Here is a 22,700-nt window from a genome sequence, read left to right on the forward strand (position 1 = left end):
CGCCGTGAACGCCCCCAGCTTCACCCGGATCCTCATCCAACCCGAGACCGGCGCAGTCCTTTCCGTCGGCCGGGGCCAATACCGCGTTCCGGCCGACCTCCAACGCGCTGTACGCCTGCGGGACGGCACCTGTCGGGCACCGGGCTGCGGGCGACGCGCCAGAGCCTGTGATCTCGACCACTCGGTCGCGTGGGAAGACGGCGGCACGACGGCTGTCGGGAACCTTGCCTGCCTGTGTCGACATCACCACCGGATGAAGCATCTTCCTGGGTGGAGCCTCGACCACGGACCAGGCGGGGTGCTCGAGTGGACGACACCCGCCGGCAGACACCACCGGACGGCACCCGATCCCGCACCGTTCTGAACCCGCCGGCGAAGGGTTCCTCGTGGGCACTTCGACAAGCTCAGTGACCGGAGGAGGTGTGTCCGCGCCGTTTCGGTCCCTGAGCCTGTCGACGGGCGCTGCCCTCGTCGGAGCGGTTCAGTCCTCGTCGGACACGCCGACCGCACCCACGTCGGCACGGGAGCCGTCGCGCGGGATCTCGAGCCAGACGTCGAGTTCCTCGTCGTCGTCGTCCGGACCCGCAGCCACGCCCGGTTCCCGGTGCACCGCACGCAGGCCGACCACGGTCACCGCGACGCGTTCGTCGTCCGGGACGCTCCGCACGATGAGGCGCGTCGCGTGCGAGGCGGCGAGCGCTTCGGCGATCTGCTCGTGGATCGCGTCGAGGACGCCGGCGTCCAGCTCCTCGAGGCCACCTTCGTCCAGCATGTTCACGATCGCGCCGCGCCGCCGGGCCGCGAGCACCTCGGACCGGACCGGGTCGCTCAGGAGGTGGCGGCCACGGATCTCGTCGCGGAGACTGGCCTCGAGCGTCCGGCACTCCGTGCGATCGGCCACCGACAGCCTGCCGCCGTTGGCGATGATCGTACGGAGCATCGGGGTCGCCAGTCGGCCCGTCTGGCTGAGGCGTCGTCTCCGCTCGTGCACGTGCGCGTACTGCGCAGCCTGCCAGTCCGAGGTCGCATGCTCCGCCTGCGTCAGCCGCTCGGCGTCATGCTGCGCCCCGGCGATCGATCGGGTGAGCACACTCGCGAGGACGACCCAGATGAGGCTGCCCGTGACACCCATCCCGAGCGCCAGTCCCGGACCCGCCCAGAGGAGCGACTGGACCGTGAGGAAGACGATCCCGATGTAGGCGACCGCCTCCCGCTGCCGGACCACGGTGATCGTCATCAGTGTTCCGATCGACGCGACGTGCCAGGTGGCGTAGCCGTTGTTCCGCGTGGGGTCGAGCTGGCTGGTCACGAGCAACGGGACGACGATCGCGGTCGCGAGGTTGATGCTCGCGAGCCACGACGGCATGCGCGTCGTGCCCATCGGCCAGAGGCTCAGGACGCTCGCGACGGCGTAGACGAGCATCGCGATGAGGACCGGGACGACGTCGCGGGGTGTCTCGAGCGTCAGCGCCGCGCGGAGCAGGTGGTACGCCGAGAACAGGGCGGCGAGGATGACGAGGGCGTACCGCGGTGCCGGGGTCACGAGTCGTGCTCCGGTGACCACTCGATGCGGATCACGGCACCCTCACCCGGACGGGAGATCACCGTCGAGCGACCGCCGACCGCGGCGACCCGCTCGACGATCGAGACCTTCAGCCCGAGCCGCTCCTCGGCGACCTGCTCGGGGCAGAACCCGACGCCGTCGTCGCCGACGATGACGCAGACGCCGCCGGAGACCGTGCCCTCGATGGACAGGCTCCGCGCCACTCCCGAACCCGCGTGCTCGACGCTGTTGACCATCGCCTGCACCGTCGCCCAGTAGACCGCGTTCGCGACCGTGACGGGCAGGACCCGGCCGGACGCCCCCTCGACTGTGACGGAGAACGGTTCACCGAGCATCGACGCGGCCGCACGCAGCCGTTCGATGAGTTCGGCGAGACCGGTGACCTCGTCCTCGTTCGTCATCGGCGCTCCGACACCCTCGAGCTGTTCGATCGCGACCCGCGCCATCATGACGGCGAGCGCCTCCGACTTCGGGGTCAGCGCCCGATCCGCGGCGAGCAGGGAGGCGAGGACGCTGTCGTGGACGATCGAATCGACCTCGACGCGCTCCACCTCCGTGGCGTGCTGCTTGACGGCCGCGTCGTAGGTGGCGAGGGCGGCCGCCCTTGCGATGTCGACCCGACCGGCCAGCACACGGAACAGCCCGACGAGGACGACGATGAGCCCTCCGATGATCGTCGCGTACGAAGCGTCGAGCGCACCGATCTCGAAGGACGCCGGCGCGAAGTCGGCGTCGATGACGCGGTTGACGCCGTACATGACCGAGGTCACGACGAGGTACACGATGGCCCCCCGCAACTGCAGCGGGATGCAGGCGAACGCGACGGCGATCGTGCAGAGGTACCAGATCCACGGTTCCTGGTTGATGTCCGCCGACGCCTGCGCGTTCACCGCCGGCCAGATGAGGAGGGCCACGAAGAACACGGCGGCGAAGACGCCGGAGGCGATGCGGTGGTGCCACAGGAAGAGGCAGCAGATGATGGCGCCGAACATCGTCCCGAAGACGAGCGAGACGTAGACCACGCCGAACCAGCCGGTGATCTGGACGCCCTGTCCGAGCGTGGTGAACGCGGTCTGCAGTCCGAAGACGAGTCCGATGATCGCGACCGACCGGCCGAGGAGGCGTTCGAAGTTCGCGGTGTTCAGCATCCGGCGCTGAACCTGGACATCTCTCGCGGTCGCGGGGATCGCGGGATGCCTGGTCGGTGCCCGGAAGCTAGGAGACATCCGTCCCGCCTTGATCGAGGCCGGGGAGGATCCCGTCCTCGACCGCTCGGCGGAGCAGGTCGACCTTCGTCGGTGCCGGACGCCCCACCTCGACGTACTTCACCCGGATGCGGTCGATGTGCTCTCGGGCCGTGGAGTAGGCGATGCCGAGCTGCATGGCGACGGTCTTCAGCGGCAGGCCGGACGCGTAGAGGTGCAGGACGTCGCGCTCGCGACGACCAAGCTGCGCTCGCGCGAAATCGCTGTCGGCGTCGATCGCACTCGCCCACTCGATGTTGTTCAGGGCCTCGCCACGGGCCACCGTGCCGATGGCGGCGATGACCGTGTCCGTCGGCGACGACTTGGGGATGACGCCGGACGCTCCGGCGGCAAGCGCCTCGCGCACCAGTGCGACACGATCGGCGATCGAGTGGATGAGGACGTGTGCCCCCACAGCCTGCACCGCGTGGATGTTCGAGGTCGGCGTGCTGCCGTCGGAGAGCGAGAGGTCGAGGACGACCACGTCGGGCACCACACCGTTCAACGCGGCGATGCACTCGACGGCGGTCGGGGCACTCGCCACGACCTGATACCCGGCGTGCGCACACACCGCTTCGATCCCGAGCCGCACGGACTCGTGATCATCAATGATTGCGACGGTCACCACGGCACCATCGTAGCGAGTGACGGACCCGCCGGGCGCGACGGCCGGATCGCGAGTCGTCTCCGTCGGCTCGGGCCCGCTCAAGCCGTCCGTGAGAAGCCCGCGACGGCCTCGAGGTGGTGCGTGTTGGGGAAGAGGTCGTAGGCCGCGAGGTGGTCGAGCTCGTAGCCCTGCTCCGCCAGGAGGGCGACGTCGCGGGACAGCGCGATGGGGTCGCAGGCGACGTAGACGATCGACGCGGGCCGCAGCTCGCCGAGCATGGCGACGATCTCCGCGCCGGCGCCCGAGCGGGGCGGGTCGAGCACGACGGTCGCGGTGGCGTACCGGGACCGCTCGATCCGACTGCCCGTCGCGATCTCCGACCGCAGGAAGGCGTCGACCTTCGCGGTGACGGCCTGTGCGCCCACCCACTCGGACAGGTTCTCGCCCGCGTACTCGGTGGCGCGTTCGTCACTCTCCACGGTCGTGATGCGGGTGGTCGCGCCGAAGCGGTCCCCCACGCCCGCGGCCAGGAGGCCGACGCCGCCGTAGAGGTCGAGGTTCGCGGCGCGCGGGTCGAAGCGTGCGTCGTCGATGGCCGCTGACACGGCCTGCTGGAGGGTCGTCGCCGCCTGACGGTGGACCTGCCAGAACCCGTTCGCGTCGACGATGAACTCGCGCTCGCCGACGAGCTCACGGATCGGGTCTGCTGCGGGACGGACCGGCTTCGGTCCCCCGCGTCGACCTCGCCCGCCACCGCGTCGGCGGTCGCCGCCTCCGACCTCGTCCGTACGAGTCAGGACGCGGACCGCCCCGGTCGAGGAGGCGACGATGTCGATGGACGTGGTGCCGTCCGGCAACTCCTCGAGCTTGGCCGCTCCAGCGACCGCTTCGATCGCGAGCGGCAGGTCGTCGACGGGGACGACGTGGTGGGACCGCGAGGCGTAGGGACCGATGTTGCCGTGCTGGTCGACGTGCAGGGAGACCCGCGTCCGCCACCGGGTGCCGTCGGGCGTCTCGCCCTCGACCGCGGCGACCGTGAACTCGGGAGCGACTCCGGCGAACCGCTCGAGCCCCTCAGCGAGGACCTGGTGCTTCAACGCACGCTGGTGGGCGAGGTCGATGTGTCCGAACTCCGCTCCTCCCGCCCGCTCGCTCGGCTCGCGGTCGACGGAGGCCTCGGCCCACACGTGCGGACGGCGGTGCTCGGACGGCGTGAGGACCTCCAGCGTCTCCGCCCGCCAGAAGCGCTTCTCGTTCTCGTCGACGATGCGCGCCCGCACGCGCTCGCCGGGGAGCGTGTCGGGGACGAAGACCACCCGGCCCTCGTGCCGGGCGACGAAGACACCCCCGTGGGCTACGTTGGTGATGTCCAGTTCCACGGTGCGTGCAGTCGTCGTGCTCATGCGTCGAGCATGTCACACGGGCGGCTGCCGGGAGTCCATCGTCCACTGCAGAAGGAACCGTCATGCGCCTCACGCTCGCCTCCACGTCACCGGCCAGACTCGCCCTGCTGCGGTCGAGTGGCATCGAGCCGATCGTCGTCCCGTCGTCGGTCGACGAGGAACGGGCTGTCGACGACGCGACCCTCGCCGCGGGTGCACCGCTCGCCCCCGACGAGGTGGTGGCACTCCTCGCCCGTGCGAAGGCGGAAGCCGCTCTGGCCGTCGTGCGCGAACGCGGCGAGGCGGCCGACCTCATCCTCGGCGGCGACTCGGTCTTCGTCCTCGACGGCGTCGTCCACGGCAAGCCCCACACACCCGAGCGCGCCCGCGAACGCTGGCACGCCCAGCGCGGGAGGACGGGGACCCTGTACTCCGGTCACTGGCTCATCGACTGCACCGGCGCCTCGCCGGTCGGGATCGGCGCGGTCGCAAGCGCCGAGGTGTCCTTCGCCGACGACCTCGACGACGCCGAGATCGACGCCTACGTCGCATCGGGGGAACCCCTCGCGGTCGCGGGTGCCTTCACGATCGACAGTCTGGGCGCCGCCTTCATCACCCGCATCGAGGGTGATCCGTCGACCGTCGTCGGCCTCTCGCTCCCGACCCTGCGGCGCCTCGTCCGTACGCTGGGACACGACTGGCACGAGCTGCGCAACCGGCGCGGCGCCCTCTGACGACCGGCCCTTGTAGAGGCGACACGTCGTTCCTGCGGCTTTTTTGTGCGTGTGAGCCAAAGGCTCACCCGGGCCTCCCGGTAGGCTCGTGGACTGTGCCACGTATAACCAAGGTCCTCATCGCCAACCGTGGCGAGATCGCCGTCCGCGTCATCCGAGCCGCGAAGGACAGCGGGATCGCCTCCGTCGCCGTCTACGCCGACCAGGATCGCGACGCCATGCACGCCCGTCTCGCTGACGAGGCCTACGCCCTCGACGGGACGACGAGCGCGGAGACGTACCTCGTCATCGACAAGCTCCTGTCCATCGCCCGACGGTCCGGCGCCGACGCCGTCCACCCGGGCTACGGCTTCCTCGCCGAGAACGCGGACTTCGCACGTGCCGTCATGGCCGCAGGGCTGATCTGGATCGGTCCGTCGCCCGAGGCCATCGAACGGCTCGGCGACAAGGTCTCCGCCCGCCACGTGGCCGAGAAGGTGGGCGCTCCGCTCGCCCCCGGCACGCTCAACCCCGTATCGGGTGCCGAGGAGGTGCTCGACTTCGTCGACGTCCACGGCCTGCCCGTCGCCATCAAGGCGGCGTTCGGCGGCGGCGGTCGCGGCCTGAAGGTCGCCCGTGAGCGCGAGGAGGTCGCCGAGCTCTTCGAGTCGGCCACCCGCGAGGCCATCGCAGCGTTCGGCCGGGGCGAGTGCTTCGTCGAGAAGTACCTCGACCAGCCACGCCATGTCGAGACGCAGTGCCTCGCCGATGCGCACGGCAACGTGGTCGTCGTCTCCACCCGAGACTGCTCGCTGCAGCGTCGCCACCAGAAACTCGTCGAAGAGGCACCGGCACCCTTCCTCTCGGACGAACAGGTGGCGGAGCTCTACCGCGCGTCGAAGGCGATCCTCAAGGAGGTCGGCTACCTCGGTGCCGGCACCTGCGAGTTCCTCATCGGCAAGGACGGCACCGTCTCCTTCCTCGAGGTCAACACCCGCCTGCAGGTCGAGCACCCGGTCTCCGAGGAGGTCACCGGCATCGACCTCGTCCGTGAGCAGTTCCGTCTCGCCGAGGGCGGCGTCCTCGACTACGACGACCCGCAGCCGAGCGGCCACTCCTTCGAGTTCCGCATCAACGGCGAGGACCCGGGACGCGGCTTCCTCCCGCAGCCGGGCCCGATCCACGTGTTCAAGACCTTCGGCGGCCCCGGTGTCCGGCTCGACTCCGGTGTCACGGCCGGCGACACGATCTCAGGCGCGTTCGACTCGCTCCTCGGCAAGATCATCGTCACGGGACGTACCCGCGAAGAGGCGCTCGAACGGAGCCGTCGCGCACTCGACGAGTTCGAGGTAGCAGGCCTCCCCACCGTCATCCCCTTCCACCGCAAGATCGTCCGCGACCCCGCGTTCACCGCGGAGGACGGCACCTTCGGCGTCTACACCCGATGGATCGAGACGGAGTTCGTCAACGACATCGAGGCTTGGGACGGATCCATCGATGCGCAGCAGGCACCCGCTGCCCGCTCGACGGTGGTCGTCGAGGTCGGCGGCAAGCGTCTCGAGGTCAGCCTTCCGGGCGGACAGCTGGGACTGAACGTCGGTGCGCCGGTCGCCGCTCCCGCTCCGCACCGCCGCGGTGGTGCAGCGGTGGTCTCGGGTGCGACGGGTGACTCCGTCTCGGCGCCCATGCAGGCGACCATCGTGAAGCTCGCGGTCGCCGAGGGCGATGTCGTCGTGAAGGGCGACCTCGTCGTCGTCCTCGAGGCGATGAAGATGGAACAGCCCATCACGGCGCACAAGGACGGCACGGTCGGCGCGATCGACGCGACGGTCGGTGCCACGGTCTCGTCAGGTCACCAGCTCCTCACCATCAGCTGACCCGACCGGCGCCTTCGGGCGTCGCATCGGCCCGGGCGACGATACGCTGAGCAGGTGTCAGCAGCCGACCTCCTCGAAGATGCGTTGGATCGTGTGGCGGACTTCGACGCCGCCGGTGCGATCGCACTGCTCGAGGCGGAGCCCGGCGCTGCGTCCGATCCCCGCGTCCTCGCCCTCCTGTCCTACGCCCGGTTCACCACCGCCGACTTCGCGGGTTGTCGCCGGGACGCGGTGGACGCGCTCGCCGCCTCGACGGACTCCGACCGGACGACCCGCCTGCTCGTGCTCGGAGCCGCCGGGCTGGCCCTCGGGTCGGACCGCTCGTCCGGCTCGGAGCTGGAGGGGTGCTTCGCGGAGGCGGACGCCCTCGTCGACGACGGCGGGGACCTCGAACCGACCCTGGCCTGGCTCGTCGGGTACCTGCTCGTCGAGGGTGCCGTCGTCAACGTCCTGATCCACGCCGCCCGGCGCTTCGCCGACGCGTTCGCCGACGACATCGCCGCCACCCCGGGGCGCTTGTACCGGACACTCGTCGACGGGGTCCTCGCCCGCCTCCTGCTCAACGAGGGACGCGTCGCCGAGGCCGAGGCCGCCGCGCTCGCGATGTTCGAGCGGGCCGGGAGCGGACCGACCGCGCTGTACGCGGAGGCCGTGCAGTGCCTCGTCGCCGGGAACCGTGCCGAGCAGGGGGCGACCAGGACGCTCGCGCGCCGCGTCCGTCAGGCCATCCCCGAGCCCACGGGCGCCTTCCAGACGACGTGCTATCTCCTCGTCGGCTACGGTCTCGCAGCCCTCGCGGACGACCACGGCGCCGCGGCCCTCGCCCGCAGCGCTTCGGGGAACGACTTCAGCGGCCTGTCCGTCCAGGACCGGGCCCTCGCGATCGAACTGCTGGTCTCGAGCGCGTTCCTCGACCGCGACATCGTCGAATCGGAACGCCTCATCGGCTTCATCGCCGCCGACGTCGACCGCAGGGTCCCCGGGCCGGCCATCCTCCGGATGCAGTGCAAGCTCGAACTCCTCCGTGGGCGCCCCGCCGAGGCGCTGGCGCTCGCGCGCACGGCGACCACCCGCGCGTTGGCCGACGGCCGCATGCTGGAAGCCGGGATCGGCGAGATCCTCGCGACGCGCGCCCTGATCGCCATGTCCGACCGGACGCAGGCCGTCCGCGAGTTGGCCGTGCTCGCCGAGCAGGCGGTCCGCGGCGGACACACCGCCGCGACCCGCTCCGCCGCCCGGGAGCTGAAGGCGATCGGTCGACGTCTCGCGCCGGTCGCGGGATCCGGTTGGGACGGACTGTCGCCGCGCGAACGCGAGGTCGCCCTGCTCTCCGCGGAGGGCAACTCGACGGCGGAGATCGCGTCCGTCCTCCAGCTCTCCTCGCGCACGGTCGACGCGCACGTCACCCGGGTGCTCGCCGCGTTCGGGATCGTGTCCCGCCGCCAGCTCCCCTCACGGCTCCCGGCCACACTGCCGTTGACCGCCGTCCCCGTCCCGACCGCACCGCTCACGCCCCGACAGCGGGACCTCACCGAACTCGTCGCGGACGGACTGTCCAACGACGAGATCGCGACAGCCCTCGGCATCTCCCGCAAGACCGTCGAGAAGCATCTCAGCGCCGTCTTCCACGCCTGGGGCGTGCGCTCGCGGGTCGCCGTCGCGCGCATCGTGCTCGCGAACCGCGATCGGTGACGTCCAGCTCCTCGGCGACGGTTCGACGAGGACGACGTCTATTCGACGATGTGCATGGCGCGCGCCGCGTCGGTGATCGACCCGGTGAGTGACGGGTAGACCGTGAAGGCACGCGCGACCTGGTCGACGTTCAGCCGCTGCTCGACCGCGAGGGCGAGCGGGAAGATGAGCTCGCTGGCCTTCGGGGCGACGATGACCCCGCCGATGACCGTCCCGCTGCCGGTCCGCGCGAACAGCTTGACGAAGCCGTCCTTGATGCCCATCATCTTCGCGCGCGGGTTCTGGGCGAGCGGCAGCTTGTAGATCTCACCCTGGGCGATGCCGTCCTCGATCTGCTTCTGGGTCCAGCCCACGGTCGCGATCTCGGGCTGCGTGAAGATGTTCGCGGCGACGTTGCGGATCTCGGTCGGGTTCACCGCGTCGCCCATCGCGTGCAGCATCGAGGTGCGACCCTGCATCGACGCGACGGACGCGAGCGGCAGGAAGGTCGTGCAGTCACCGGCTGCGTAGATGTTGGGGACGCTCGTGCGCGCCACCCGGTTGACGCGGATGTGTCCGGAATCGGTCAGCTGCACGCCGGCCTCCTCGAGACCGATCCCGGCGGTGTTGGGCACCGAACCGACCGCCATGAGACAGTGCGACCCCTCGACCGTGCGGCCGTCGGAGAGCGTGGCGACGACGCCGGTCTCGGTCCGGGTGACGGAGTCGGCCCGCGACTTCGACAGGACCGTCATGCCGTTGCGCTTGAAGACGTTCTCGATGACCGCCGCCGCATCGGCGTCCTCACCGGGCAGCACCTGGTCGCGGCTCGAGATGAGCGTGACCTTGGAGCCGAGCGCCGTGTAGGCGGAGGCGAACTCGGCGCCGGTGACGCCCGAGCCGACGACGATGAGGTGCTCGGGGACGGAGGTGAGGTTGTAGAGCTGCGTCCAGGTGAGGATGCGCTCGCCGTCCGGCAGGGCGGAGGGCAACTGGCGCGGGCTCGCGCCGACGGAGACGACGACGGTGTCGGCCTCGATGCGGTCGAAGTCGGTGCCGGCGGACAGATCGGTCGAGACGATGACCTCGTTCGGTCCGTCGAGCCGCCCCTGACCGTTGACGATGCGGACACCGGCACGGATGAGACTCGCCCGCATGTCCTCGGACTGCTGGCGGGCCAGTCCGAGCAGTCGCTTGTTGACGGCGGCGAGGTTCACCGCGACCTCGGGACGGCTGGGCTTGCCGGTGGTCTCCGAGCGGACGAAGAACTGCACACCGAGGTCGGCGGCCTCGCCGATGGCCCCGACCGCGTCGGCCGTGGCGATGAGGCTCTTGGACGGGACGACGTCGGTGATGACGGCCGCTCCGCCGACGCCCGAACGCTCCACGAGCGTGACGTCGGCCCCGAGCTGCGCCCCGGCGAGGGCAGCCTCGTACCCGCCGGGTCCGCCTCCGATGATCGCCACTCGCTGCTTGCGTTCGAACTCGTAGGCCATGCCTCCATTCTCGCGCGCCACCAGGGGCGGGACCAAACCCGTTCGGGCCTGCAGCGGCCGGGATCGTGCGCGGATGAGCGGGGTCGCCACGGTTGGGCGGCGGCCCCGCCCCTGTCTAGAGTGAGAGGATGTCCGAAACCTCTGCGAACCCACTCGATCTGTCCGATGTCGATCCCTTCGAGATCGCCCGCGAAGCCGCCGGCCAGATCGCCGAGAAGACCGGCGTCGAACGCCACGACATCGCGCTCACCCTCGGCAGCGGCTGGGGCAAGGCGGCCGATCTGATCGGCGAGACGACGGCGACGATCCCGGCATCGGAGATCGTCGGCTTCTCGAAGCCGGCGCTCGAGGGCCACGTGGGCACCCTGCGCTCGATCCTGCTCCCGAGCGGCAAGCGTGCGCTCGTCATCGGCGCCCGGACGCACTACTACGAGAACCACGGTGTCCGCCGCGTCGTGCACAGCGTCCGGACGGCTGCGGCTGCCGGTGCCCGCATCATGGTGCTGACGAACGGCGCCGGCGGCATCAAGGACCACTGGACGCCGGGGACGCCCGTGCTGATCAGCGACCACATCAACCTCACCGCCGACTCGCCGCTCGAAGGTGCGACCTTCATCGACCTCACCGACCTCTACGCCAAGCGGCTGCGGGACATCGCGCACAGCGTCGCTCCGGAGCTCGACGAAGGCGTCTACACGCAGTTCCGCGGTCCGCACTACGAGACCCCGGCCGAGGTCCAGATGGCGAAGGCGATCGGTGGTCACATCGTCGGCATGTCGACCGCGCTCGAGGCGATCGCCGCACGTCAGGCCGGCATGGAGGTCCTCGGGATGTCGCTCATCACGAACCTCGCCGCCGGCATCCAGCAGACACCGCTCAGCCATGCCGAGGTCATCGAGGCCGGCCAGGCGGCCGAGCCGGTGATCAGCAAGCTCCTCGCGCAGATCGTCGCGGCCCTGTGAGCGAGGCGACGAGCCTGCTCGCGACCGCCGAGGCCTGGCTCGCCCAGGATCCCGACGACGAGACCCGGGCCGAACTGGCAGGCCTCGTCGAACGCGCCCGCGTGTCCGACGACGTGGCCGTCGCAGAACTGCACGACCGCTTCGACACCCGTCTGCAGTTCGGCACGGCCGGGCTCCGCGGACGCATCGAGGCCGGTTCCAACCGGATGAACCGGGTCCTCGTGTCGCAGGCCGCGGCCGGACTCGCCGCCTACCTGCTCGAGCAGGCACCGGAAGGCGTGACGCCGAGCGTCGTCATCGGCTACGACGGCCGGAAGAACTCCGCCGTGTTCGCCGGCGACACCGCCGAGCTGATGGCCGGTGCCGGCGTCCGCGCCATCCTGCTGCCACGGCTCCTGCCGACGCCCGTCCTCGCGTTCGCCGTGCGGTTCTTCGACGCCTCGGCCGGCGTCATGGTGACCGCGAGTCACAATCCGCCCGCCGACAACGGCTACAAGGTGTACCTGGGCGGCGAGCACCACGGGTCCCAGATCGTCTCCCCCGCCGACGCGGCCATCGCCGCCCACATCGGGCGCATCGCCGAGACGGCGCTCGTCCAGGACCTCCCGCGCAGCGACGGGTTCGAGATCGCGGGCGAGGACGTCGTCGACGCCTATGTCGCCGAGACCGCAGCCGTCGCTCCCGCCCCGGCGGGCGGCCAGCTGCGCGTCGTCTACACGGCCATGCACGGCGTGGGTTGGGAGACGACCCGGCGCGTCCTCGAGACCGCCGGATATCCGGCACCGGAACTCGTCACCGAGCAGATCGATCCCGATCCCACCTTCCGGACCGTCAGCTTCCCGAACCCGGAGGAGCCGGGCGCGCTCGACCTGTCCTTCGCGACGGCGCGAGCGGTCGGCGCCGACCTCATCATCGCCAACGACCCCGACGCCGACCGCCTGGCGATCGCGATCCCCGACGACGCGGCCCCCTCGGGGTTCCGTCGGCTCACCGGCAACGAGGTCGGTCTCCTCCTCGGCTGGCGGGCCGCCCAGGCCGCCAGTGCCGCACTCGACGGCGATGCGGCTCCCGAGGGCACGCTCGCGTGCTCGATCGTCTCCTCCCCCGCCCTTCGCCTCGTCGCCGAGGCGCACGGCCTCGAGTTCCGCGAGACGCTCACCGGGTTCAAGTGGATCTCCCGGACGCCGGGCATGCTCTTCGGCTTCGAGGAGGCCCTCGGCTACCTCGTGAACCCCGGGACCGTGCGCGACAAGGACGGCATCTCGGCCGCCGTCGCGTTCCTCGGTCTCGCGACGGCGTCGGCGCAGGCGGGCGAGAGCGTCGCGGGGCTCCTCGACCGGTTCGCGGACACCTTCGGTTCCTTCGGCAGCGACCAGATATCCATCCGCTACACCGAACTCAGCCGCATCGGCGAGGTCATGGCCGGGCTGCGGGCGCTCCCGCCGACGGAGCTCGCGGGAGCTCGGGTGACCCGGATCGACGACCTCGCCGACGGGTTCGAGGCGCTCCCGCCGAGCGACGTCCTGCGCGTCTGGCTCGACGACGGCACCAGGGTCATGATCCGGCCGAGCGGCACGGAGCCGAAGCTCAAGGTGTACGTCGACGTCCAGTCCGCCGACGGCGACGCCGCCGAGCGGGCGGCCACGGTCACCGCACGGCTCGCCGCTCTGCGGACGGACCTCACGGCGCTCGTCTCCTAGCCCCTCGACCGGCTCGGCGCCCGGTGGTGTGCGGCCCGGAGACCGGGGCGCACACCACTCAGCCGATGGCGCGTTCGAGCTTCTCGGTGAGTTCGGCGAGGTCGAAGTAGTTGTCGATGACGACGATGTCGGCGAAGGTCTTGCCGATGCGCTCGACGAGCTCCGGCGAGGTCAGGATCACCTGGGCGTCGGCCGCGGTGGTGCCGAGGCTCTCGATGTCGCCGGCGACGACGTCGGCCTCGAGGTCGAGGCGTTCGAGCGCGCGTTCGGCGTTGAGCTTGAGGATGGCCGAGGAGCCGACTCCCGAACCGCAGACGGCGACGATCTTCATGCCTGGCCCCCGCCGGACAGCGGTGACGCACCGAACACGGCTCGCACCTCGTCGAGCGTCGTGGCCGCAGCGAGCCGCGGGATGGCGGTCTCGTCGTTGAAGACGTTGGCGATCTCCGCCACCCAACCCACGTGTGACTCAGCGGTGGTGACCGCGAGGCCGAGGACCACCGAGACGGGGTCGTTGTGGGGGTGGCCGAACCGGACCGGAGCAGCGAGGGTCGCGACGACGAGGGCGTCCTCGTGGACGTCGGCACCCGGTCGGGCGTGCGCGAGCGCCAGGCCCGGCGCGATCACGACGTACGCGCCGAACTCCTCGACGACGTCGATCATCCGTTGCGTGTACGCGACGTCGGTCGCGCGGGTGTCGGACAGCAGCGCTCCGGCTACGCGGATCGCCTCGCGCCAGTCGTCGGCATCGACGTGGAGCGCGACGCTGGCTTCGGACAGTTCTGGGAGTGGCATCGCTTCAATCAGAGGATCGGTCGACCCGAGTGGATCGGAACCATCGTAACGCTCCGAGGCTGGAAGCCTGCCCCGCAGGTGCCGCCCAGGCGGTCGCCGGAACAGCACCTGCCGACATCGTCAGTCCTCGTCGTCGTCGAGGAACTCGTCGAACGCCTCCGAGATGCGGTCCGCCAAGGCCTCGCGGATCTCCAACGGCTGGAACGTCGCGGCGGCGGCGTTCAGCTGGAAGGTCTCCAGGTCGGTCAGGTCGTAGTCGAACGCCTCGGAGAGGAGCGCGAGCTCCTTCGTCAGGCTCGTGTCGCTCATGGTGCGATTGTCGACGTTGACCGTGACGGCGAAGTCGAGCTGGTAGAGCAGGTCGAACGGGTGGTCCTCGAGTTCCTCGCCCCAGGCCGCGATGGCTCCGGTCTGCAGGTTCGACTGCGGGCTGAGCTCCAACGGGATCTTGCGGTCGCGGACCCACTCCGCGACGGGACCGAGCGTGGCGTAGAGGGACTCGGCGTCGTCGCGCTCGATGAAGATGTCCTCGGCGATGCGGACACCGTGGCCGAGTCGCAACGCACGGCCGTCGAGCAGGGCGCTCCGGATCGACTCGATGCCGTCGGCCTCCCCCGCGTGGACGGTGACCGGGAACAGCTCGGCCGCCAGGTAGTCGAACGCCAGGCGGTGCTTGCTGGCGGGGAAGCCCGCCTCGGCGCCGGCGATGTCGAACCCGACCACGCCGCGCTCGCGATGACGCACGGCGAGCTCAGCGATCTCGAGCGCACGGTCGGCATGCCGCATGGCCGTGACGAGCTGACCGATCTGGATGTCGGAGCCGGAGTGGGCGGCGTCCTTGACACCGAGCTCGATACCCTCCTGGACGGCCTCGACGACCGCGTCGAGGCTGAGGCCCCGGGTGAGGTGCTGTTCGGGAGCCCAGCGCACCTCGCCGTAGATGACGCCGTCCGCAGCGAGGTCCTGGACGAACTCGCGCGCGATGCGGACGAGCCCCTCCTCGGTCTGCATGACCGCGGTGCTGAGATCGAAGGTCTTGAGGTACTCGACGAGCGAACCGGCGTTGCACTGCGTGTAGAACCAGTCGGCCAGGCCGTCGGGGTCCGACACGGGGACGTCGACACCGATGGCCTCGGCCAGCTCGATGATCGTGGCCGGCCGCACACCACCGTCGAGGTGGTCGTGGAGCGAGATCTTCGGGAGCGCGCGGAGGTCGACGCCGGAGAGGGGGGATTCGTCTGCAGAGGTCACGGGGTTCACTGTACCGCTCGCGCGCATCCTGCGACATGGCTCAGTCCGTCGCCTCGAGGACCGGGCGACGGACTGAGCGTCTGCGGCCGTCAGGCCTCGATGCGGGCCCGGACGATGGGGCCGCGCGGCGGCGCGGTGTCCTCGATCGTGTAGGCACCCTCGAGCGCCTCGAGCGCCCGCGGGAAGCGGGCGGCATCGTCGGCGCTCAGCGTGAAGAGCGGCTGTCCGGCCCGGACCTCGTCACCCGGCTTCGCGTGCAGGTCGATGCCCGCCGCGTGGATGACCGGGTCCTGCTGCCTGGCCCGACCGGCTCCGAGGCGCCAGGCCGCGATGCCGAACGGCAGTGCCTCCTGCGTCGCCAGCACGCCGTCGCGCGATGCCGTGACGACGTGCGTCTCCTTGGCGACCGGCAGCGGTGCGTCCGGGTCGCCGTCCTGTGCGCGGATCATGCGCTTCCAGACGTCCATGGCCCGACCGTCCGCGAGGGCGCCCTCGACGTCCGCGTCCGGCTGCCCGGCGAGGGTCAGCATCTCCCGCGCGAGGGCGAGCGTCAGCTCGACGACGTCCGCCGGACCACCACCCGCCAGGACCTCGACGGACTCGCGCACCTCGTTCGCGTTGCCGATCGCGAGGCCGAGCGGGACGTTCATGTCCGTCAACAGCGCGGTCGTCGCCACACCGGCGTCCGTCCCGAGCGCGACCATCGTGCGCGCCAGTTCCTCGGCACGCTCGTACTCCTGCATGAAGGCGCCGGAGCCGAACTTGACGTCGAGGACGAGCGCCCCGGTGCCTTCGGCGATCTTCTTCGACATGATGCTGGACGCGATGAGCGGGATCGCCTCGACCGTGCCCGTCGTGTCGCGCAGGGCGTACAGGCGCTTGTCCGCCGGGGCGAGACCGGAACCGGCGGCGCAGATGACCGCGCCGACGTCCGCCAGCTGCGCCATCATCTCGTCGTTCGTCAGCGCCGCGCGCCATCCCGGGATGCTCTCGAGCTTGTCGAGCGTCCCACCCGTGTGCCCGAGCCCGCGGCCCGACAGCTGCGGCACCGCGACGCCGAACACGGCGACGAGCGGGGCGAGCGGCAGGGTGATCTTGTCGCCCACGCCGCCGGTCGAGTGCTTGTCCGAGGTCGGTTTGTCGAGCGACGCGAAGCTCATCCGCTCACCGCTCGCGATCATCGCCATCGTGAGGTCGCGGATCTCGCGCCGCTCCATGCCGTTCAGCAGGATCGCCATCGCCAGCGCCGACATCTGCTCGTCGGCGACGTAGCCCCGGGTGAACGCGTCGATCAGCCAGTCGATCTGCGGTGTCGACAGCTCACCGCGGTCGCGCTTCGTGCGGATGAGGTCGACGACGTCGAATGCTTCTACCGAACTCATGCGTGGTACTCCTCGAGTTGACGTGGTCCGAAAGCGTCCGGCAGGACCTCGTCGATGGTGCGGATGCCGGAGACGGTGTCGAGCAGCATGCCCGCCGTCGAGTGTTCGTACAGCAGCTGTCGGCAACGGCCGCACGGCATGAGGCGTTCGCCCTTGCCGTCGACGCAGGCGAACGCCACGAGGCGTCCTCCGCCCGACATGTGGAGCGCGGAGACGAGCGCGCACTCGGCGCACAGCGTCAGGCCGTAGCTGGCGTTCTCGACGTTGCAGCCGGAGATGATCCGGCCGTCGTCCACGAGGGCAGCCGCGCCGACCGGGAAACGGCTGTAGGGCACGTAGGCGTGACCCATCGCCTCCCGGGCCGCGGTGTGCAGCGCCTCCCAGTCGACGGGTGGCGTGGTCGTCGTGTCGCTCACGGTCAGCCCTTCACGTAGGGCTTGCCGGCGGCCGCCGGTCCGCGGGAGATGCCGACGAGTCCGGCGACCGCGAAGATCGTCACGACGTACGGCAGCATGAGCATGAACGCACTCGGCACCGGGGAGCCGATGGCGCTCAGCGCGAACTGGAGGTTCTGCGTGAAGCCGAACAGCAGCGCGGCGAGGGTCGCCTTGAGCGGGTCCCAACGTCCGAAGATGACCGCCGCGAGTGCGATGTAGCCGGCACCCGCCGTCATCTCCTTGTTGAACGCACCGACCGAGCCCAGGGTGAAGTAGGCCCCACCGAGGCCGACGATCGCGCCCGCGAGCGCGACGTTCCAGAAGCGCGTCCGGTTCACGTTGATGCCCACGGTGTCGGCCGCCTGCGGGTGCTCACCCACGGCGCGCAGGCGGAGGCCCCAGCGCGTGTAGAACAGGCAGAAGAACACCACGGCCACGGCGATGTACATCAGGTAGATGATGATCGTCTGGCGGAACAGCACGGGTCCGATGAGCGGGATCTCGCTGAGGATCGGGATGTTGATCCGGGGGAACTTCGGCGGGCTGTTAAAGAGCGCCTCGTTCTTCGTGAGCACCTGCGAGTACAGGAAGCTCGTCAAGCCGACGACGAGGACGTTGAGCACGACACCGACGATGACCTGGTCGACGAGGTACTTGATCGAGAACGCCGCGAGCAGGAAGCTCACGAGCGTCCCGGCGATCATCGCCGCGACGAGCCCGAGGAAGGCGTTCCCCGTCACCGAGGCGACGAAGGCGGACGAGAACGCGCCGGCGAGCAGCTGTCCCTCGATCGCGATGTTCACGACGCCGACCCGCTCGGAGATGACGCCGCCGAGCGCGCCGAAGATGAGCGGGACGCTCAGCGCGACCGTGCCGAGCAGGAGCCCGGTGATCGGGATCGCCTTGCCCGCGGCGGCCCACGACAGGAACCCGACCATGAACAGCACCCCGAACACGGTGATGAGCCAGAGCGGGATCTTCTTGCCCGTGGTGACGAGGTACGCGCTCAGCGCCGCGATGGCGGCCAGGAGGATCGTGACGACGATGCCGGTGACCGTGGACGGGAGCACGACCGTCGGCAGTTGGATGACGTCGCCGTCACTGGAGAGCCGGAACGTGCTGTTGCCGTCGCGGTGCCAGATGACGAACAACAGGAACGCGATGACGGTGAAGATCCCGAACGCGATCGGAGCCTTCCAGCTGCGGACGACGACCGTCTCGAGGACGATCGGGGCGTCGGGAGCCGGCTGCGGCGTCTGCTTGTCGAGCGTGAATCCACTCATGCGGACACCTCCTTCTTGGCGGAGCGACGCGTTCGGCGCGTCGAACCGTCGGGCTTCGGCAGGAAGAAGATCGCCCGCACGAGCGGCGGAGCCGCGATGAACAGCACGATGAGCGCCTGGAGGACGAGCACGATGTCGATCGGCACGTTCACGCCCTGGGTGGCCTGCATGGAGTACCCGCCGGCCTTGAGCGCACCGAACAGGATGCCGGCGATGAGGATGCCGCCCGGCCGGCTGCGTCCGAGCAGCGCGACGGTGATGGCGTCGAAGCCGATGCCGGCGTCGATGCCGTTGTCGAACCCGGAGGTCACCGTTCCGAGCACCTGCGAGACGCCGGCGAGACCGATCAGTCCGCCGGAGAGCAGCATGGCGTACACGTAGGTGTTCTTCACGTCGATACCCGCGACGCGCGCGGCGTTCGGGTTCTCACCGACCGCTCGGAAGCGGAACCCGATCGACGACCGGCTGAACAACCACCACACGAACACGACCGCGAGGATCGCGACGAGGAAGCCGGCGTGCAGGTTGTAGCGGTCACCGAGGAGCTTCGGCAGCACCGCGTTCGGTGCCATCGCAGCGCTCTTCGGCACGTTCGAGCCGGGAGCCTGCAACAGCCCCTGCGTGGAGAGCATGAAGGTGATGAGGTAGAACGCGACGTAGTTGAGCATGATCGTGATGATCACCTCGTGCGCACCGGTGCGGGCCTTCAGGACACCGACGATGCCGCCCCAGAACGCGCCACCGATGATGCCGGCGGCGATCGCGACGAGCAGGTGCACCACGGGCGGGAGGTCGAGCGTGAAGCCGACCCATCCGGCGCAGGCGGCGGCGATGAGCATCTGACCACGCCCACCGATGTTGAACATGCCGACCCGGAACGCCAGGCCGACACCGAGTCCGGCGAGGATCAGCGGGGTCGCGAAGGTCAGCGTCTCCGTCAGCGGGCGGATGCCGTTCAGGAAGTCCGGGCGCTTGAAGTTGTAGATCGACCCTTGGAAGAGCGCGCCGTACGCACCGGTCGCCGACTGCCAGACCGCCGCGATGGTGTCACCCGGGCGCGCGAAGAAGTACCCGGCGGCGGTGTGGACCTTCGGATCGGTCAGCGCGATGAGGATCGCACCGACGACCATCGCCAGGACGACGGCGAGGATCGAGATGACGATGCTCGAGTTGAGGATCTCGGCGAGCACCTTGTTCGAGCGCGGCTGGGTCGTGTCGGGCTTCGCCTCACCCGGTGCCACCGGCTGGACCGTTCCGGGCGGGGTGTGGGACGTCTCGCTCATGCTGCTGCTCCTGCCGGGAGTTCGCCGGCCATCATGAGGCCGAGGACCTCTCTGGGGGTCGATGCCGGGACGATCCCGACGATGCCGCCGCGGTACATGACGGCGATGCGGTCGGCGAGCGCGACGACCTCGTCGAGCTCGGTCGACACGACGATGACGGGGATGCCTGCGTCGCGCGTGGCGACGATGCGCTTGTGCACGAACTCGATCGAGCCGACGTCGATGCCGCGGGTCGGCTGTGCGGCGACGAACAGCCGCAGCTCACGGCTGAGCTCACGGGCGAGGACGACCTTCTGCTGGTTGCCGCCGGACAGGGAGCCCGCCGGCGATTCGATGCCCTGCGACCGGACGTCGAACTCCTGCGACTTCTCGCGGGCGAACTCGTCGCGGAACCCGCGCTGGACGTTGCCGCCCTTCACGAAGGGCGCACCGGTCGATCGGTCCAGCATGAGGTTCTCGGCGATGGTGAATTGTTTGACGAGCCCGTCCTCGGACCGGTCCTCGGGCACGAACCCGACGCCGGCGTCGAGCACCTTCCGTGGGGTGGACCCGACGAGTTCGACGCCGTCGAGCTTGATGCTGCCCTTGGTGTGCGGCTGCAGCCCGAGGATCGCCTCGGTGAGCTCGGTCTGTCCGTTGCCCTGCACGCCGGCGATGGCGAGCACCTCGCCCTCGCGCACCTCGAAGCTGACGCCGTTGACGACGAGCTGGCCGAGGTGGTCGACGACGGACAGGTCCTGCACGGTGAAGGTGGTGTCGCCGAGGTTCGGCGCCTCCTTGTGGACCGTGAGTTCGACGGGACGCCCGACCATGAGGGACGCCAGCTCGGCGTTCGTCGCGGTGGGCGAGGCCTCGCCGACGACCTTGCCGAGGCGGATGACGGTGATGCGGTCGGCGACTTCGCGGACCTCGCGCAGCTTGTGGGTGATGAAGACGATGGACGTCCCCTCCTCCTTGAGCTGCTTCATGATCGCCATGAGCTCGTCCGTCTCCTGCGGCGTGAGCACGGCGGTGGGCTCGTCGAAGACGAGGACGTTGGCGTTGCGGGACAGCGCCTTGACGATCTCGACGCGCTGCTGCACCCCGACCGGGAGGTCGCCGACGATGGCGTCCGGATCGAGGCTGAAGCCGAACCGCTCGGAGATGTCGATGACGAGCTTGCGGGCCGCGGCGACGTCGAGGCGGCCACCGCCCTTGGTCTGCTCGTGGCCGAGCATGACGTTCTCGGCGACGGTGAAGACGGGGATGAGCATGAAGTGCTGGTGCACCATGCCGATGCCTGCGCCCATGGCGTCGCCAGGGCCCTGGAAGTGCTGGACGACGTCGTCCAGGAGGATCTCGCCCTCGTCGGCCTGATACAGGCCGTACAGGACGTTCATGAGGGTGGACTTGCCGGCACCGTTCTCGCCGAGGAGACAGTGGATCTCCCCCGGTTCGACGGTGAGGTCGATGTGGTCGTTGGCGGTGAGTGCGCCGAACCGTTTGGTGATGCCGCGGAGCTCGAGCTTCATGGGTCCCAATCTAGTCACGTGTCGGATGTCGGCACAGGCGGTCGGGATCGCCGTCCGACCGTGCCGCGGACAAAGCGGGGGGAGGTCGCGGATCGCGACCTCCCCCCGGAGTCCCGGGCGATGGCCCGGGTGAAGAGGGACTACTTGACGGGCGAGGAGACCGAGGTCGCCTTGATGGAACCGTCGATGATCCCCTGCTTGATCGTGTCGAGTTCGTCGGCCAGGGTCGGCGAGACCTTGGACTCGAAGTCGTGGAACGGCGCGATGCCGACGCCCTCGTTCTCGAGGGTGCCGATGTACGCGGCGGCGTCGAACTTGCCGCCACCCGCCTCGGTCACGACGTCGCCGACGCCGGCCTTCATGTCCTTCAGGACGGAGGTGAGGAAAAGGTTGCCGGTGTCCGCGTTCGTGACGAACAGGTCGGCGTCGACACCGACCATCGCGATGTCCTTACCGGTCTCCTGGATCTCGGCGATCGCGCTCAGGAAGATCGGGCCACCGACGGGCATGAGCACATCGGCGTTCTGGTCGATGAGCGTGCGGGCGAGCTGCTTCGCGGTGTCGTTGGCCTCGAAGCCACCGGTGAACGAACCGGTCTGAGCGGCGACGTCCCAACCGACGACCTGGACGCTCTTGCCCTTCTGCTCGTTGTAGTACGCGACGCCCTCGGCGAAGCCGTCCATGAAGATCTGGACGGACGGGAAGGGCTGGCCGCCGAAGGTGCCGACGACGCCGGTCTTCGAGTAGTCGGCCGCTGCGTAGCCGGCGAGGAAGGCGGCCTGGACGGTGTCGAACAGGATCGGCTTGATGTTCGGGGCGTCGACCTTGCCGTCGAAGTCGTTGTCGGCGGCGTCGTCGATGATCGCGTAGTCGATGTCGGGGTTCGCGAGTGCGGCCGTGACGGTGTCGGCGGAGAGGGCGAAGCCGACGCTGACGATGAGCGAGCAGCCCTGGTCGGCCAGGCTCTGCAGGTTCGGCTTGTAGTCGTCGGCCTTGTCGGACTGGACGGTGATGGGCTCGACGCCGAGCTCCTTCGCCGCCTCGGTCAGACCCTCGTAGCCGAGCTGGTTGAACGACTTGTCGGTGAAGCCACCGGCGTCGGAGACCATGCACGGGAGGAAGTCGGATGCGGCACCGGTCGAGTCGCCGTCGCCGGTGCTGGGAGCCGATGCGCAGCCGGCGAGCAGTGCCATGAGACCGACGCCGGCGATTGCGCCCGCAGCGGCCTTCCGAGTTGAGATTGCCAAGGTAGCCTCCAAGATGCAGCCCCGCGGGTCACGGGGCGTATGGGGTTACGTTACCCAATGCGACGACTGCCGGACGGACGATCCCGGCTTCGCGACCGAAGCGTTACAGAACGGTGGCACCGGCGTCATCCGCCGGAAACACGGCGATGCGCAGACGCGCATCACCGGACCGCGCTCCTGCGCACGTGAGCGCGGAGCGACCCCGCCGACGGGCGCCTTGCGCTCCGGGTAGCTGCGGTTCCGACCTGGGCACCGAGCGCGGCTCGGTGCCCAGGCAGGACCGACCGGGATCCCG

Annotated in this window: 20 protein-coding genes; 6 read left to right on the forward strand and 14 right to left on the reverse strand. The window is 69.9% G+C overall.

What is annotated here, in order from left to right; genetic code table 11:
• Positions 1 to 4 precede the first annotated feature (4 nt).
• The gene (locus tag RWN05_RS17080) at positions 5 to 364 is read left to right on the forward strand and encodes an HNH endonuclease signature motif containing protein (protein WP_314140481.1); all 360 of its coding nucleotides are present in this window, start codon (positions 5 to 7) and stop codon (positions 362 to 364) included.
• Positions 365 to 481: 117 nt separating this feature from the next.
• Here the strand turns inward: RWN05_RS17080 and RWN05_RS17085 are convergent, their stop codons facing one another.
• The 4 genes from RWN05_RS17085 to RWN05_RS17100 all read right to left on the reverse strand — a co-directional run bounded on the left by RWN05_RS17085 (position 482) and on the right by RWN05_RS17100 (position 4,818).
• The gene (locus RWN05_RS17085) at positions 482 to 1,543 is read right to left on the reverse strand and encodes a hypothetical protein (protein ID WP_079003983.1); all 1,062 of its coding nucleotides are present in this window, start codon (positions 1,541 to 1,543) and stop codon (positions 482 to 484) included.
• Positions 1,540 to 2,712 (reverse strand): sensor histidine kinase, encoded by a 1,173-nt coding sequence (locus tag RWN05_RS17090; RefSeq protein WP_079002866.1) that lies wholly within the window; start codon positions 2,710 to 2,712, stop codon positions 1,540 to 1,542. Before RWN05_RS17090 ends, RWN05_RS17085 begins: the two co-directional genes overlap by 4 nt.
• A 67-nt stretch (positions 2,713 to 2,779) precedes the next feature.
• Positions 2,780 to 3,436: a response regulator transcription factor gene (locus RWN05_RS17095; RefSeq protein ID WP_064294846.1), complete on the reverse strand. Its 657-nt coding sequence runs from the start codon at positions 3,434 to 3,436 to the stop codon at positions 2,780 to 2,782.
• Positions 3,437 to 3,513: 77 nt separating this feature from the next.
• The gene (locus RWN05_RS17100; RefSeq protein ID WP_175118205.1) at positions 3,514 to 4,818 is read right to left on the reverse strand and encodes a class I SAM-dependent RNA methyltransferase; all 1,305 of its coding nucleotides are present in this window, start codon (positions 4,816 to 4,818) and stop codon (positions 3,514 to 3,516) included.
• A gap of 62 nt (positions 4,819 to 4,880) precedes the next feature.
• Here RWN05_RS17100 and RWN05_RS17105 point away from each other — a divergent pair, with 62 nt between their 5' ends.
• The 3 genes from RWN05_RS17105 (at position 4,881) to RWN05_RS17115 (ending at position 9,079) form a co-directional block, all read left to right on the forward strand.
• Positions 4,881 to 5,531: a nucleoside triphosphate pyrophosphatase gene (locus RWN05_RS17105; RefSeq protein ID WP_175118204.1), complete on the forward strand. Its 651-nt coding sequence runs from the start codon at positions 4,881 to 4,883 to the stop codon at positions 5,529 to 5,531.
• 95 nt (positions 5,532 to 5,626) lie between these two features.
• Entirely contained in the window at positions 5,627 to 7,387 is a 1,761-nt protein-coding gene (locus RWN05_RS17110; protein ID WP_314140466.1) for a biotin carboxylase N-terminal domain-containing protein, read from the forward strand.
• A 54-nt stretch (positions 7,388 to 7,441) separates the two neighbouring features.
• On the forward strand, positions 7,442 to 9,079 hold the full coding sequence (locus RWN05_RS17115; protein ID WP_314140468.1) for a LuxR C-terminal-related transcriptional regulator: 1,638 nt from the start codon (positions 7,442 to 7,444) through the stop codon (positions 9,077 to 9,079).
• Positions 9,080 to 9,117: 38 nt separating this feature from the next.
• On the opposite strand, the gene RWN05_RS17120 is transcribed toward RWN05_RS17115, so the two are convergent.
• The gene (locus RWN05_RS17120; RefSeq protein ID WP_079002871.1) at positions 9,118 to 10,554 is read right to left on the reverse strand and encodes an NAD(P)H-quinone dehydrogenase; all 1,437 of its coding nucleotides are present in this window, start codon (positions 10,552 to 10,554) and stop codon (positions 9,118 to 9,120) included.
• Between the two features lie 128 nt (positions 10,555 to 10,682).
• On the opposite strand from RWN05_RS17120, the gene RWN05_RS17125 reads away from it, so the two are divergent.
• Positions 10,683 to 11,516: a purine-nucleoside phosphorylase gene (locus RWN05_RS17125; protein WP_071262525.1), complete on the forward strand. Its 834-nt coding sequence runs from the start codon at positions 10,683 to 10,685 to the stop codon at positions 11,514 to 11,516.
• Positions 11,513 to 13,216: a phospho-sugar mutase gene (locus RWN05_RS17130; protein ID WP_314140469.1), complete on the forward strand. Its 1,704-nt coding sequence runs from the start codon at positions 11,513 to 11,515 to the stop codon at positions 13,214 to 13,216. The genes RWN05_RS17125 and RWN05_RS17130 overlap by 4 nt, the downstream gene beginning before the upstream one ends.
• Positions 13,217 to 13,274: 58 nt before the next feature.
• On the opposite strand, the gene RWN05_RS17135 is transcribed toward RWN05_RS17130, so the two are convergent.
• From RWN05_RS17135 to RWN05_RS17175, 9 genes are all read right to left on the reverse strand, one after another.
• A complete protein-coding gene (locus RWN05_RS17135; protein WP_064294838.1) occupies positions 13,275 to 13,547 on the reverse strand; it encodes a PTS sugar transporter subunit IIB in 273 nt (90 codons plus the stop codon).
• Positions 13,544 to 14,011 (reverse strand): PTS sugar transporter subunit IIA, encoded by a 468-nt coding sequence (locus tag RWN05_RS17140; RefSeq protein ID WP_064294837.1) that lies wholly within the window; start codon positions 14,009 to 14,011, stop codon positions 13,544 to 13,546. The genes RWN05_RS17135 and RWN05_RS17140 overlap by 4 nt, the downstream gene beginning before the upstream one ends.
• 120 nt (positions 14,012 to 14,131) lie before the next feature.
• A complete protein-coding gene (locus tag RWN05_RS17145; RefSeq protein WP_399543125.1) occupies positions 14,132 to 15,289 on the reverse strand; it encodes an adenosine deaminase in 1,158 nt (385 codons plus the stop codon).
• 62 nt (positions 15,290 to 15,351) lie between these two features.
• A complete protein-coding gene (locus tag RWN05_RS17150; RefSeq protein ID WP_314140470.1) occupies positions 15,352 to 16,644 on the reverse strand; it encodes a thymidine phosphorylase in 1,293 nt (430 codons plus the stop codon).
• The gene (locus tag RWN05_RS17155; RefSeq protein ID WP_064294834.1) at positions 16,641 to 17,060 is read right to left on the reverse strand and encodes a cytidine deaminase; all 420 of its coding nucleotides are present in this window, start codon (positions 17,058 to 17,060) and stop codon (positions 16,641 to 16,643) included. Before RWN05_RS17155 ends, RWN05_RS17150 begins: the two co-directional genes overlap by 4 nt.
• Before the next feature lie 2 nt (positions 17,061 to 17,062).
• On the reverse strand, positions 17,063 to 18,364 hold the full coding sequence (locus tag RWN05_RS17160; protein ID WP_064294833.1) for an ABC transporter permease: 1,302 nt from the start codon (positions 18,362 to 18,364) through the stop codon (positions 17,063 to 17,065).
• A complete protein-coding gene (locus RWN05_RS17165) occupies positions 18,361 to 19,647 on the reverse strand; it encodes an ABC transporter permease (protein ID WP_314140472.1) in 1,287 nt (428 codons plus the stop codon). The genes RWN05_RS17160 and RWN05_RS17165 overlap by 4 nt, the downstream gene beginning before the upstream one ends.
• Positions 19,644 to 21,158 (reverse strand): ABC transporter ATP-binding protein, encoded by a 1,515-nt coding sequence (locus RWN05_RS17170; RefSeq protein ID WP_064294832.1) that lies wholly within the window; start codon positions 21,156 to 21,158, stop codon positions 19,644 to 19,646. Before RWN05_RS17170 ends, RWN05_RS17165 begins: the two co-directional genes overlap by 4 nt.
• Positions 21,159 to 21,298: 140 nt before the next feature.
• On the reverse strand, positions 21,299 to 22,405 hold the full coding sequence (locus RWN05_RS17175; protein ID WP_064294831.1) for a BMP family protein: 1,107 nt from the start codon (positions 22,403 to 22,405) through the stop codon (positions 21,299 to 21,301).
• Positions 22,406 to 22,700: the final 295 nt, after the last annotated feature.

The sequence above is a fragment of the uncultured Plantibacter sp. genome, assembly GCF_963518075.1.
Classification (GTDB): domain Bacteria; phylum Actinomycetota; class Actinomycetes; order Actinomycetales; family Microbacteriaceae; genus Plantibacter; species Plantibacter flavus_A.